At 53.4% G+C, this 13,319-nt stretch carries 10 protein-coding genes; 2 read left to right on the top strand and 8 right to left on the bottom strand.

The window, feature by feature from the left end; all coding sequences use genetic code 11:
- Positions 1-20 precede the first annotated feature (20 nt).
- The 5 genes from ACT3TF_RS11850 to ACT3TF_RS11830 all read right to left on the bottom strand — a co-directional run bounded on the left by ACT3TF_RS11850 (position 21) and on the right by ACT3TF_RS11830 (position 7,058).
- Positions 21-1,019: an alpha-L-glutamate ligase-like protein gene (locus tag ACT3TF_RS11850; protein WP_096280039.1), complete on the bottom strand. Its 999-nt coding sequence runs from the start codon at positions 1,017-1,019 to the stop codon at positions 21-23.
- Positions 1,016-2,539, bottom strand: a complete 1,524-nt coding sequence (locus ACT3TF_RS11845) for an inactive transglutaminase family protein (protein ID WP_441683666.1) — start codon at positions 2,537-2,539, stop codon at positions 1,016-1,018. The genes ACT3TF_RS11850 and ACT3TF_RS11845 overlap by 4 nt, the downstream gene beginning before the upstream one ends.
- 37 nt (positions 2,540-2,576) lie before the next feature.
- Entirely contained in the window at positions 2,577-3,413 is an 837-nt protein-coding gene (locus ACT3TF_RS11840) for an ATP-dependent zinc protease family protein (protein WP_096280044.1), read from the bottom strand.
- A gap of 394 nt (positions 3,414-3,807) precedes the next feature.
- Entirely contained in the window at positions 3,808-5,868 is a 2,061-nt protein-coding gene (locus tag ACT3TF_RS11835; protein ID WP_444672262.1) for a protein-disulfide reductase DsbD family protein, read from the bottom strand.
- 125 nt (positions 5,869-5,993) lie between these two features.
- Positions 5,994-7,058, bottom strand: a complete 1,065-nt coding sequence (locus ACT3TF_RS11830; RefSeq protein WP_444672261.1) for a TlpA family protein disulfide reductase — start codon at positions 7,056-7,058, stop codon at positions 5,994-5,996.
- A 164-nt stretch (positions 7,059-7,222) separates the two neighbouring features.
- Between ACT3TF_RS11830 and pdxR the strand changes: the two genes are divergently transcribed.
- Positions 7,223-8,644, top strand: a complete 1,422-nt coding sequence (gene pdxR, locus ACT3TF_RS11825; protein WP_444672260.1) for a MocR-like pyridoxine biosynthesis transcription factor PdxR — start codon at positions 7,223-7,225, stop codon at positions 8,642-8,644.
- A gap of 14 nt (positions 8,645-8,658) precedes the next feature.
- On the opposite strand, the gene ACT3TF_RS11820 is transcribed toward pdxR, so the two are convergent.
- From ACT3TF_RS11820 to ACT3TF_RS11810, 3 genes are all read right to left on the bottom strand, one after another.
- Positions 8,659-9,279: an FMN-dependent NADH-azoreductase gene (locus ACT3TF_RS11820; protein WP_096280049.1), complete on the bottom strand. Its 621-nt coding sequence runs from the start codon at positions 9,277-9,279 to the stop codon at positions 8,659-8,661.
- 293 nt (positions 9,280-9,572) lie between these two features.
- Positions 9,573-10,358, bottom strand: a complete 786-nt coding sequence (locus ACT3TF_RS11815; protein WP_096280051.1) for a pyrroline-5-carboxylate reductase family protein — start codon at positions 10,356-10,358, stop codon at positions 9,573-9,575.
- The gene (locus ACT3TF_RS11810) at positions 10,321-11,007 is read right to left on the bottom strand and encodes a TetR/AcrR family transcriptional regulator (protein WP_096280053.1); all 687 of its coding nucleotides are present in this window, start codon (positions 11,005-11,007) and stop codon (positions 10,321-10,323) included. The genes ACT3TF_RS11815 and ACT3TF_RS11810 overlap by 38 nt, the downstream gene beginning before the upstream one ends.
- 144 nt (positions 11,008-11,151) lie before the next feature.
- Between ACT3TF_RS11810 and ACT3TF_RS11805 the strand changes: the two genes are divergently transcribed.
- Positions 11,152-13,182: an NADH:flavin oxidoreductase gene (locus tag ACT3TF_RS11805; protein ID WP_096280055.1), complete on the top strand. Its 2,031-nt coding sequence runs from the start codon at positions 11,152-11,154 to the stop codon at positions 13,180-13,182.
- The last annotated feature ends 137 nt before the right edge of the window (positions 13,183-13,319 follow it).

The raw sequence follows: 13,319 nt of genomic DNA, 5'->3' as shown, positions 1-13,319 counted from the left end.
CTAGTTTTTATAGACCTAGTTTACGCATTCGCAGACGAGGTGTCTTTGCTTTCGACTAATTCGCTCTGGCGCGCAAAATGATGTTGTGCAAAGGCCACGCGCTCAATAGTCGGCACATTGTCTGGCTGCTGCTCAATAAGATCAAGCCGGCGGCGCAAACCTTCGCCATTGGTCATTTGAATGGCAAGACCAGGGCGAGCGTTAAGCTCAAGCAGCATCGGACCATGCTCGCGATCCAACACCATGTCAGTACCTAGATAGCCTAGTCCCGTCATCTCATAACAGCCTGCCGCTAAATGAAGCAACGTATCCCACTGAGGAACCACTAAGCTTGCTAAGTCGTGCCCCGTATCCGGATGGCTAAAACAAGGCATATCAAATTGAACGGCACGCAGTGCAGCGCCAGTGGCAATGTTTAAGCCAACACCCACCGCACCTTGGTGGAGGTTCGCTTTGCCATCGGATGCCGCAGTAGAAAGGCGCATCATCGCCATCACCGGATAGCCTTTGAAGACAATCACCCGTATATCGGGCACGCCTTCATAAGTGTAGTCCATCAAGCTTTCATCGAAGTTAATCAGCGTTTCAATCAAGGCCACATCAGGCGAGCCGCCCAGTGAATAGAGGCCAGAGAGAATGTTCGAGACATGACGCTCAATATCGGTAATGGACTGGCGCATACCGCTGGGCTTGATGAAACCGTCTTCATCAACATGCTCAATTACCAGTATGCCTTTACCGCCGCTGCCTTTGGCAGGCTTGATGACAAACCCGCCGTGCCCAGCCAACATTTCACTAATGTGCTTCACGCCAAACTGAGTGGTCACAGTACCGATCAGTTCTGGCGTGGTTATTCCATACTGCTGAGCCAACAGCTTAGTCTTGAGCTTGTCATCGACAAGCGGATAAAGGCGACGACGGTTATAGCGGCCAATATAGCGAATATTGCGCCGATTCATACCGATAATACCTTTATCGCGCAGGCGCGTTGGCCAGGTCCAGTTTTTCAACCAACTCATGAAAGCTTCTCGTCGTCAGTGATTGGCTTAAAGCGGCGCAGCTCTAACAAACGATAACCGGTGTAATTACCCAGCAATAGAATCAGTGCCATCAGTATCAACTGCACACCTAAGAAGTTGAACGTGATATGGCGTACCCAAGGATTGTTCATCGCCAAGTAAGCAAGGACAGCCGTTACCAAGCTACCGCCACCTTGAATTAACACCTGCTTTGGACCTTCTTCCTCCCATAAAATCGACATGCGCTCGATAGTCCAAGCGAGAATAATCATCGGGAAGAAGGTGATGGTAAGCCCTGCGCTGAGCCCCATACGGTAGGCCAATACGGTAAAGATCGAGATAATCGCAATGACCGTAATGATGACCGCCGACACCCTAGCTACCAACAGTAAATTAAGATAGGACAGGTAGTTACGAATAATAAGGCCCATGGCAACGATCAGCAAAAAGCCGATCAATCCAGTGGTAAGAGAGATTTGAATGAAAGCGAGGGCAATCAGTACCGGCATGAAGGTACCGGATGTTTTAAGACCCACAAGCACTCTCAACAATACCACCATCAATGCACCAATCGGGATAAGCAAGATAGTCTGGAATAGCGCCTGCTCTTCTAATGGCAGGCTATGGATAGAGAAATTCAGCAGCGTATCGTCAGAGTAATGATTACGCACCGCAGCGGATGCAGGCTGATCATGGGTCATCATTGAGAATGAAACCCGAGAATTCGTGCCGCCTTGAACTTCAAGCACCGCTCGGCCGCCTGTTTCCCAAAGCAGCAGGTTATCAGGCTTGCCTTGCTCGCCGGTAGCGGGATTGAAGATAGACCATTGCTCGCCGTCATCGGCAAAGACTTGGATCCAGCTGCTTAGCGTTTGACGGCGACGGCCGTCCTCCAATATAAGACCGCTGACTTCACGGGCTAATACGCCGGACTGATTAAGCAGGCGTACTACCAGGGCTGCAGGGGCTTCTTGTGACAGCAGCAACCGCGCACTTTCTTCCTGACGTTCGCCGTTAAGATCACGAATAAGCTCACGTGCAAAGGTAGCGTTATTAGCGCTGCGCGCCCAGGCCTGTTCAATTAGCTGGCTAGCAGCGGAATCATAGGGGCTTTCCCATGGCGTGGCGGCAGTTAATGTGGGCGGTGTTTGGATCGGAGAGCGTGCGTCTTGAGATACGAGCATCTGGACCGAGTAATACAGCTGCTGGCTACCCGCAGCGTTACGGATAGTCCACTGTGCCGTGCGACCTAACTCATCGGCCTGATAAGCAAGACCGTATCCTGAGGAAGCCGTGTTTTCGGTTAACACTCGATAGCCTGCTTGATGGGAAGGCAGCGCCATATCGACCTGCACAGGCCCATTCTGAGCGTTGAAGGTAATGCCCGCCTCAATTTCCCATACCTGGCGCTGTTCACCCGGTAGCCAGGGGATTTCGAACTGCACATGGCGATGCACGCTGGACGCAATACCAACAACCAATAAAAAGCCGACAATAATATAAAACATTAACCGGGACATGCAGATTCCTTTCAGGGTAAAGCGCCAGGGAGATCAGTTACTCTTCGGTGTCGTCTTCATCAACCGCTTCATCTTCAGCAGCTTGATCGGGTGACTCGCCACCTGGAAACTCAGGTCGATCGTGCAAGAACGTATCGGCCACATCGATCAAAGCGATATCCATCAAGAATCGCCGACCAAGCAGCACAGGATAATCAAGGTGCGTTCGATCATTGAGGGTAAAATCAACGTTTTCACGTATCGGGCCCAGCGTCATTAATAATGAGATAACCGGGCGTGACTCTTCGCCAGAGGCTTGAACAATGCGCACTCGACGAACTATCGGCGCTTCAATCCATTCATCTCGCTGAGCTTCAACGGCAATATCGTCCTCATTGAGCGCCAGTTTGAAACGTACCCAGTCTTCACCATCGCGCTCAAACCGCGTGATATCGGATGCAGACAAAGATGACGTATTAGCACCGGAATCCACCCGCGCTTTAAGATAAGTCCCCATGCTGGGCAAACCCACCCATTCGCTGCGACCCAGCAGCGTTTTGGTGGTTAGGCTTTCATCGACTTCACATTCTTCGCGAATGATGACGGGCTCGTCATCGCGTGCTTCCAACTGCTGTACGTCTTGGCGCAGGTAGCGCAGAAGGCTGCCCACTTCACGCACATCCGCGGTTAAAACCTGCTGCTCATCAAGTTGACGCGACTGTAGCTCAGAGCGAGCATCGCATTGCTGCATCAGCTGGCTTTCTAGCTCAAGGATACGTGAATTGAATGACGCCTCACTTAACGGCGGCGGGCCACTAGGTTCCGGCTGGGTTGCTGCACAGCCTGCGATTGAGAGCGACAAGCCAGCTACTAGCCACAAAACACCTGGGCGCATAACGAGTGATATCCTTGGACAATAAGTGGAAGGATGATAAGGAGAAGGGGGACTAGTGTCCAACGCCATTGAGGTTTTTCCAACACCTACTTTACTTAGGGTGTCTTATGCGCAGTGACTACAGCTCATGAATCTGATCGAAGCAAGGAGGCCCAAGAGAGCGAGGTTATTAACAGAATCAGAGATATGCCGACCCATGAAGCTTGTTCATATGGCTGAATATGTGCCACCGCGTGAACCGGCGGTGGATATTATAGCACTGCGTTAGAGGCCGCTAGCGTGACCGAGAATTACCCGTCAAACAGCGCGCTTTTTCTTTTGAAAAGACGCGCTGTTCATCCCAAGCCTTATAGGAGTCGGCGTCGCCACCGACTATGCCAGATACGAGACTGAGTTAACCAGATTTGCTTGCTAACGCAGGTAAAACATTAGGCGCAAGAATCTGTGACAGAATTTCAGCCTCTGTATCGCCTGGGCCGTACCATAAGTAGAGAGGCACTCCTGAGCGGCCATGCTGCTCCAAAAAAGCGGTGATGGCGGGGTCGCCATTGGTCCAGTCGCCCTTCATTGTGATCACATCCGCCTGTTCAAATGCCTGCTGCGTGCTGGGTATATCGATGGCCCGCTGTTCGTTAATCTTACAAGTGACGCACCAGTCTGCGGAAAAGTAGACGAAGATGGCGTGTTCTTGTTGCCGAAGCTCGGCCAAACGGCCCGCGTCGAAGTCGAGCGAGCGTTTTTCAGCTATATGAGTGAGCGCATTGCTCTCTTCATCTTGCTGGGCAAAGGAGCCAGGGACGAGGATGCTTCCCGTCAACGCGAGCCCGGCTGCTAGTACTGCCGGAAGCCAGCTTAATCGCTTGGCATTTCGTTGGCGCAGTCCGGTGAACCAAAGCCCTATCGCCAGCAGCATGATCAGAGCGAGACTCGCAATCATGCCGTTGTTATTGAGCTGGCGACCAAGCACCCAAGCCAAGGCTAAAGCGGTTAGGAACATGGGGATGGCCATGATATGCCGGAAACTTGCAAGCCAAGGGCCAGGCCGTGGAAGGCGACGACGCAGCATCGGCACGAAACCAAGTAGTAGAAAAGGCAGGGCAATGCCCAGGCCCAGACCTGCGAAAACTGTCAGCGCGGCAAACGTGGGGAGTACCAAGGCTGCGCCAAGAGCCGTGGCCATAAAGGGGCCGGAGCAGGGCGTTGCGACGAAGGCGGCCAGTACACCTGTCCAGAATGCACCGGCGACGCCGTCCTGGCTTGCTAGCTTGCCACCGGCATTGATGGAGCCCAGCTCAAAAAGGCCTGCCAGATTAAAACCGATGGCTGCGGTCAATAGTGCCAGCACCACGATGACCCGAGGGTCTTGCAGTTGAAATGCCCAGCCAACGTGAATGCCGGCTGCGCGCAGGGCAATAATGGCCGCGCCAAGTATCAAGCAAACGACAACCACTCCGGCGGTATAGGCTAACGCCTCGCGCCGGGCTTCGCGCTCGCCACCGGATAGACGCGCAAGGCTAAGCACTTTGAGGCTGAGGATCGGGAAAACGCAGGGCATGATATTGAGCAGAACACCGCCTAGCAGGGCACCGAAAAATGCTGTCAGTAGTAAAGTAGAGCTACGTTGTACGCCGGCGGCTGAACTTGCCACGGGCGTGCTATCACTATGACCAACGAATGCCAGGCCGATGCCGGTGCCGGTGCCCAATGACAGTAGCGCCTCAAACCCCTCAGGCGGACTCCCTGCTGGCCAGGATTTTGACAGATTGGTTTCTACCATCAGCGTATCGCCTTCACGGCTGAATATCTGCTCAGAAGCGGGATCCACTATGCTGTCGGTGGCAACAAATAAGTGTGGATTGTTCAGAGCCACGCTAGCGGGAAGGGGGATGCTGACACGTAAATGACTATCGTCGGTCGTCATGAAGCTGGCCGATGAGCCTAGAGGCCTGGGTTGTGCTTGGCGCCATTTATCGAAGCGCGCTTTGCGCTCATCCGTAATGTGGCCATCGCCTGCGGTGAGCGTAATGGCAAGCGTTGATTGTTCAGGAACGCAGGCGTCAGCGCGGCAAGCAAGGTAGTTGAAAACGACGGAGATTGGTAGAGAGGTCCCCGGCGCCACCGAAGCATCTATTTCAACAGGGAGCAATAGCGCGTAAGGATGCTCAAAGACATGATTCATCAGGTCGCCGGTCATCAGCGTATGTGGGACCGGATAGGCGGCATCGCCCACGCTGACACCATCCGGCAATTGCCAGTCGAACTGCGGTGCCAGGCCAATACTGCCCGGCTGTTTCCAATACCCATGCCAGCCGGATTGCGGCTCCATGAAAACGGCTAACGTGCTAGAGGCACCGGCAGCGGGTTGATCCGTTTCCGCGACCAAGCTGCTCTTGATCAGCACTTCGCCCGAGGTGCCGGGAAACCCTTGGGCTGCGCCGACTTGAGGAGTCAACATTAAAACCAGGCAAAAGAGGGCACAGTAGCGGTAAAGGAATAGGGGCATTGGCTATCAGCCCGCTTGATACGGGCGGCTCCATTAAAGGGTATACCGCGCCGTGGCCTGCGCGAAATGGCGGTGGGCTATTGGCTGACACGCTTGACAGCTTCGGCTAAGGCGGTGTCTTGTGGCCCAAGCTTTTCAGCTATCTTGCCGTCGGCATCAATTAGCACAACGGTTGGTATCTGTTGAATGCCGAAGCTACGGTGTATCTCGCCGTCTGCGTCGAGCAGCACGGGAATGGCCGTCTCAGTGGACTCGAGATAGCTTTCGACATCGGACTCTTTGGTCCAAAGGCCAGAAATAATGCCCACCCACTGTACGTTGTTATCTTCGCTCAGCTGGTTGACGGTTTCGCGTACGCGTTGGCAAGCGGTGGCTGTGTCCGGCTGGCTCTCGGCAAGATAGGACTCACACCACGTGGCAAAGAACACCACACCCAGTGGCTTGTCTGACGTTGCTTGGGATAGGTCGATGGCATCGCCGTCACGCGTTGTGACGTTAAGGTTCGTAACCGTATCGCCCACCGTTAAGGCGCTGGCATCGATATCCCCGACGGCAACGCCTTCGGTCGTTGCTGAGCTTGGATCAGTGGGTTCCAGCAATGCCTGTAGCGCCTCTTCCAATACCTTATCGTCACGATGGCCAATGTGAGTGATGTGACCACTGCGATCAATCAGTACGTGCTGCGGGGTGACTCGCAGATTCAGTGCTTCGGCCAGCGTGCCATCATCTATCGTGATAGGCATGGTCAGACCCATTTCCTCGCGGCACTCACGTGCGGACGCTTCGGTGTCAGCGTAACCGGTGTTCACGGCGATGACCTGAATGTCATCACCATGCGCTTCCTGGAATGCCTGAAATCCTGGCATTTGCTGACGGCAGGGCACACACCAGGTTGCCCAGAACTTAATATACACCGGCTTGACGCCATACAGTGCGCTGAGATCAATGATGTCACCATCCAGCGTGGTAACGCTCAGCTCGGGCCCAGGTTGACCTATTAGCGACTCACCAGCGGTTTTGGCACGCTGCTCGCCATCGGCATCCTGATCATAGACTTGATCGGTTGTTTGTTGATCGCCTGCTTGCACTGAGCCCATATAGCCCACCAACAGGGCGAGCAGTATCGCAACGGAAAGTTTCATGTTTATTATCCGCATTGGTTTGATCCTTTTGGCAAATTGTCCGGGTCGGGTTCAGTCGTTCTGGGCTCATTTAAAGAATGAGTGAAAAGGTTCAGGCCGATAAAAGTAATATGATTGTGAGCGACGCCATGGTCTAAAAAAAGCACCAAGAATGACGGATTTTTATGTACCATGGCGTTATGGGCATACTTCGCTTTTCACTTGATCGCCAAGGCGAGCAATCTCTTTCAGAGCAAATACGTTTAAGCATCGCTGACGCCATTCGCCAGGGGTATTTGTATGAGGGCGCGCGGCTGCCTTCATGGCGTGATCTTGCGGCGCAGTTAGGCGTTTCGCGAGGCACCATTAAAACGGCTTATGATCGGCTAAGCGATGATCAGCTCGTCCTTTCAAAGGGGGCCGCCGGCACTTTTGTTAGCGCCGTACTCCCCTTGGCGCCACAAGTGACCGCTGCGACTTCGCGCTTGCCGCTGCCTGAGCTTTATCAGGATCTGGATAGCGCGCCCAAGCTGTTTCAAGTGGGCGTGCCAGCACAAGACGGGTTTCCCTTTAAGCATTGGTCACGCATCATGCTGCGCTGTACGCGACAAGCGGTGGCTGAGCCACTACGTTATCCAGACCCGCGCGGAGAGCACGTCTTACGCAAAGAAATTGCTGCCTATCTAGCCGTCTCCCGCGGACTGCTCTGCTCTGCCGACCAAATTATCATTACCAATGGTTATGCGGGTGCGCTGGGCCTGGCATTGCACTTGCTGCGACTGGATTCACGCCAAGTGTGGGTTGAGAACCCCGGCTATCCACTGACGTGGCACGCCTTATCGCTAGCAGGATATATCCCGGCTCCCGTTCCAGTGGATGATCAGGGGATTTGTGTTGAGCAAGGGATAGCGCTGGCAGCAGATGCCCGTTTGGCGATTGTGACGCCAAGCCAGCAAGCCCCCTTGGGTGTACAGCTGTCGCTGGACCGGCGCCAAGCACTGCTAATATGGGCACAAGAAAAGGCTGGCTGGATCATCGAAGATGATTATCTAAGCGAGCTGCAGCTAAGCGGCCAAGCAACACCGGCACTGGCTTCGCTGGATCGAAACGGTAGGGTGATCCACATCGGTACGTTCAGTAAAACCATCAGCCCACGCTTGCGGCTAGGTTTTATGGTAGTGCCGGCCAGCTTGTCAGAGCGCGCTGGCGATACGGCGGCCGCTTTATCGCCAGCGTCTGGACTGCCTAGCCAACTCGCCGTGGCGGAGTTTCTGCGCGATGGCCATTACTTACGCCATATTCGGCGTATGAAGCGTTTGTATATACAGCGCCGGAATGCGCTGCTTGCGCTCATGAGCGCATCAGTTTCAGCCAAGAATATAGCGGGCCTGTCACTGTTGCTCAGCCTGGATGATGATGTTGACGACGTTGCTATTGCCGAGGCTGCGAAGGCCTTTAACTTAGCACCGGCACCGCTGTCACCCTGGTATGCCACGCAAACCAAAGCACGCAAAGGGTTGCTCTTGGGCGTGACCAATCTATCGAGTCCTGCACTCGAAGAGGGTTATCAGCAGTTGGCGGAACTTGTCGCTCGCCATCGATCCTAGTAGCTGGCTTTACGTTATGGCAGCGGGTTAGTCAGTACGCCAACCTCGACCAGCGCGGCCTGCGCCTGATGCCATGCTTGAGTGATAGCGGGCTCACCAAACGCTAAACCCTGCAGATACACAAAGCGAATATCCTGAATGCCGATAGTGTTGAGAATAAGCGTGAGGTAAGGCGTCAGAAAATCCGGTTGCGGATTACCTCCCTGTAAGATGCCGCCAGCGCTCACCAGAATGGTGGTCGGACGATCTTGCAATAATCCCTGCTTGCCCTCAACCGAGGCGATAAACGTACGGTTAATACGTACCACATGGTCTATCCAAAGTTTCAGCGCAGCCGGTACGCTGAAGTTGTGCATCGGCATTGCGATTAACAAGCGATCACTCTGCTCGAGCTCACTAATCATTTGCTCTGACTCTGTCAGGTCAGCATTGGGGCTGTCGCCGATGTTATAGCTAACGAGCGCAGAGGCGTAGCGGTGGGTCAGAGGCGACAGAGGGGCGGTTAGCAAATCACGTTCGATTAAACTCACTCTGGAATTTATGAGCATTTCCTCTGCCAGAATCTTTTCAGCCAGACGATAGCCTAACGCATACTTACCATGCGGGCTGGCATGAACGAATAAGATGTTATTCATGACAAAATCCTATGAGCTATAATGAACAGCACACTATATTTAACATAATATATATTAAGCGAACCAAAAGGAATGGCCAGAGAGCGCTGCGGTTTGTGATTCATGAGCGACGTCATTGAGCCTCAGTTTCTATAAACCCCATCGCCGTTGAGTCTGTTGCCCTGAAGAAAAATCCACTATCTGAAATTTATTGCTGCTGTTGAGGTTCATAATCTCTTCTTTTTTATAGCGTGTCGAAAGCGTTTTATGGCTAGGCATTTGCTAAAGCGTTTATTGTTATAGGCGTCATTTGGTCAACACTTAACTGCACCGTAGGCGGCCTTCATCCCTTCCTGTACCGCATCGCGGAAACCATGCTGCAGCATGGCATTTAACCCTTCAGTAGTGGTTCCGCCATAATCTAAAAAGCGGGCCACCATGTCGGCAGGCGACGCGTTCTCATCCAGCATCAGTTGACTAGCGCCTGACAGCGTTTGCAGTACGCCGCGCTGGGCCACTGTTGGAGAAATTCCTTGTGTGATTGCATGCTGTATCAGAGCATCAGCCAAGAGCGCAGGAAAAGCAGGGCCGCTGCCCGTTAACGCGGTCAGATAATCGATTTGCGATTCATCTTCTACTTCATCGCTTACGCCACAGGCAGAAAACAGGCGCTGAACGAAAGCGCAATCTTCCGCGCTCAAGCCTGGCATTGCGCACCAAGGGGTATAGGAGCGCCCTACTGACGCAGCTGCGTTGGGCATGGCACGCACGATTCGATTGCTCCCCGTTGCCGCAGCCAGTGCGACTATTGGCACCTTGGCCATTAACGAAATCACCAGCCGATTTTCAAGTGAAAGCGTTAGTAGGGAAAACTGCTCAGGCCTCACAGACACCACGACGACCTCAGCAACTTCAAGCAGTGCGTCAGCGCTCTCGACACAGATCACTCCTGGCCAGTCCTGATAGCGGTTATGCTCTCGACTGGCCGTCACCACCAGCTGGTTTGGTGATATTAGTCCGCTAGATAACACTGAGCGGCCCAACGCACTGCCTAACCAGCCGTTACCCCCGATAATGCCGAGCGTTAATATCGGTTTCATCCGTCATCTCCTGTTGTGCCGCCATCTCTTTGGGCGTAAACCTCGCTCTATGCCGCGCAGCAAATCGCTCAAGATCGGCATGGGCGCACATCTGCCCGGTAAAAATATTAATGTACTGAGCCACTCGGCCGATCCGCGTATCTTGGGTCTCCTGGGTATGCATCGAGATATAGCCAATCTGAATCAAATAAACCGTGCGCGCACGGGTATCGGCTTCCAATGAGTCGTAGCCAAAGCGAATAAACATTTCTCGAAGTGCTTGCAGGCGTAGGTTATCGGCCTGGCTAACTCGCTTGGCAACCGCGAGATCTTGCAGACTCCAACTTCTGATGGCGTACTCAAACTCAGAATCAAATACCGCCGGGTCAAACCAACAATCAAAGACATTGAGCGTGGCTTCCACGATAGAAGACGCATATTTCTCCGATTGCTCAATGACGGCCTGTGTATTTTGACGCTCCCATCGCTGTAGCAGTGCAGTAAGCACCTCTTCGCGATCTTTAAATAACCAGTAAAAACTGGTTCGCGATGTCTTTAACTTCTTTGCTAACGGTACGATCTTGACGGCACTGACCCCCGAGGCAATCAGCAGCTCGTAAGCAGTATCAATCCAAGCCGTTTGGTTAATCGTGTCGCGTCCATTTTTCACGTATTTTTCTCTTTGCCATGCTGATGAAGTCGATCATATCAGGAAATCTGTCACCTTAATGTACATAACTGTCAATTATATTGACAATCTCGTACAGAGAGGGCTAGCGTGTGTCAACCATCAAAACAACAAGGGAAGACGACCGTGAAAAACGACCCTTTGCTACAGCCGTTACAACTAAAACATTTAACTCTGAAAAATCGGGTAATGCTGACCTCTCACGAACCGGCCTACCCCGAAGATGGCATGCCTAAAGAACTATACCGGGCTTATCATGTTGAACGTGCTAAGGCAGGTATTGCCCTGACCATGACGGCCGGATCGGCGGCGGTTTCCCGAGACAGTCCGCCGGTTTTTAACAATATCCTGGCGTATAAAGACGAAGTGGTGCCGTGGATGCGCGATCTCACCGAGGCATGCCACGAACACGGTACGGCGGTAATGATTCAGCTAACGCACTTGGGCCGCCGTACCCGCTGGGATAAAGGTGATTGGCTACCGACCGTTTCGGCATCCAATCGTCGGGAAGCCTCCCACCGCGCCTACCCGAAAAAAGCCGAGCTTTGGGATATAGAACGGTTGATCAAGGATTACACCGATGCCGCCGAGCGCATGTACGCAGCGGGCTTGGACGGCATGGAAATCCAAGCGTACGGCCATCTGATGGATCAGTTCTGGTCGCCATTAACCAATGAGCTAGATGCGCCTTATGGAGGCAGCCTGGAAAATAGACTCCGGTTTACCTTTGAAGTGCTTCAGTGCATTCGCGAGCGCGTTGGCGAAAAGTTCTTGCTTGGCGTGCGCTACACAGGTGACGAATGCCTGCCTGGCGGCTTCGATGCCCGGGATGGCATGACTATTTCTCACCGATTGAAAGACAGTGGCCTGGTAGATTTCCTCAATGTCGTCAAAGGGCACATTGATACCGACCCGGGTCTAACGGACGTAATTCCGATCCAGGGCATGCCCAGCGCACCCCACCTGGATTTTGCTGGCGATATCAAGCGCGAGGTCGATTTCCCCACTTTCCATGGAGCCAAAATTCAGGATGTTGCAACGGCTCGTCATGCAATTGCGTCCGGCAAGGTCGATATGATCGGCATGACCCGTGCCCATATGGCCGACCCGCACCTGATGAAGAAAGTCATTGAGGGACGGGAAGAGGAGATCCGCCCCTGCGTGGGCGCCAACTATTGCCTGGACCGCATCTATCAGGGCGGCGCCGCGTACTGTATTCATAACGCCGCGACCGGCCGCGAAACCACCATGCCGCATACCATCCCCCCCGCTGATACCAAACGTAAGGTAGTGGTGATTGGCACAGGTCCAGGCGGGATGGAAGCCGCTCGCGTAGCTGCTGAGCGTGGACATGAAGTCGTCGTATTTGAAGCGGCAGATGCCCCCGGCGGGCAGGTTCGCTTAACGGCACAGAGCGAGCGCCGCCGAGAAATGATGGGTATTATCGACTGGCGCTTCGAGCGCTGTCAGGCAATGGGCGTCACGTTCCACTTCAATGTCTTTGCCGAACAGGATGAAGTGCTCGGCGAATCGCCGGACGTGGTCATTGTGGCGACGGGTGGGCAGCCTAATGAAGAGGCGCTTAAAGAGGGTAATGAGCTGGCAGTTACGGGTTGGGATCTGCTTTCAGGACATGTAACGCCAGGCAATAACGTACTAGTCTATGACGATGCCGGTGACCACACCGCCCTGCAAGCCGCTGAGATTATTGCTAAAGCAGGCGGCAAGGTCGAATACATGACAGCCGACCGCGCCCTGGCGCCAGAAGTCATGGCCATGAACCTGGTGCCCTATATGCGCACGTTACAAGTGCTGGATACCACATTCACTCCGACGTTCCGCCTGACAGGCATCAAACGCGATGGTAATGAGCTGGTTGCCTCTGTCAGCAGTGACTACACCAATGTTGCCAAAGAGCGGCGCGTGGATCAGGTCGTCGTTAACTTTGGCACCTTACCTATGGAAGATCTTTACGAAGAGTTGAAGCCGCTATCGAGCAATCAAGGTGCCGTCAACTATGAGAACCTGATTGTAGGCAAACCACAGCCTGTGGCTATCGAAGGACAGTTCCAGCTATTCAGGATTGGGGATGCTATTTCGCATCGAAATACCCACGCAGCAATTTATGATGCCCTTCGCATCGTGAAAGACCTGTAGAATCCTGGCGCTTAAGTGAGCCGGTTTCGACCGGTTCACTATATAGTTCCGTCAGAAACTTTTGAATTATTTTTGTATTAAAGCTAGCGGCTCGGCACAGACATAAAGCGTGTATCGTCAAAACAGTAAAGGGGTTC

The sequence above is a fragment of the Halomonas sp. AOP25-F1-15 genome (assembly GCF_052378675.1).
GTDB classification, from domain to species: domain Bacteria; phylum Pseudomonadota; class Gammaproteobacteria; order Pseudomonadales; family Halomonadaceae; genus Vreelandella; species Vreelandella casei.
This window is presented reverse-complemented; position numbering and strand designations above follow the sequence as displayed.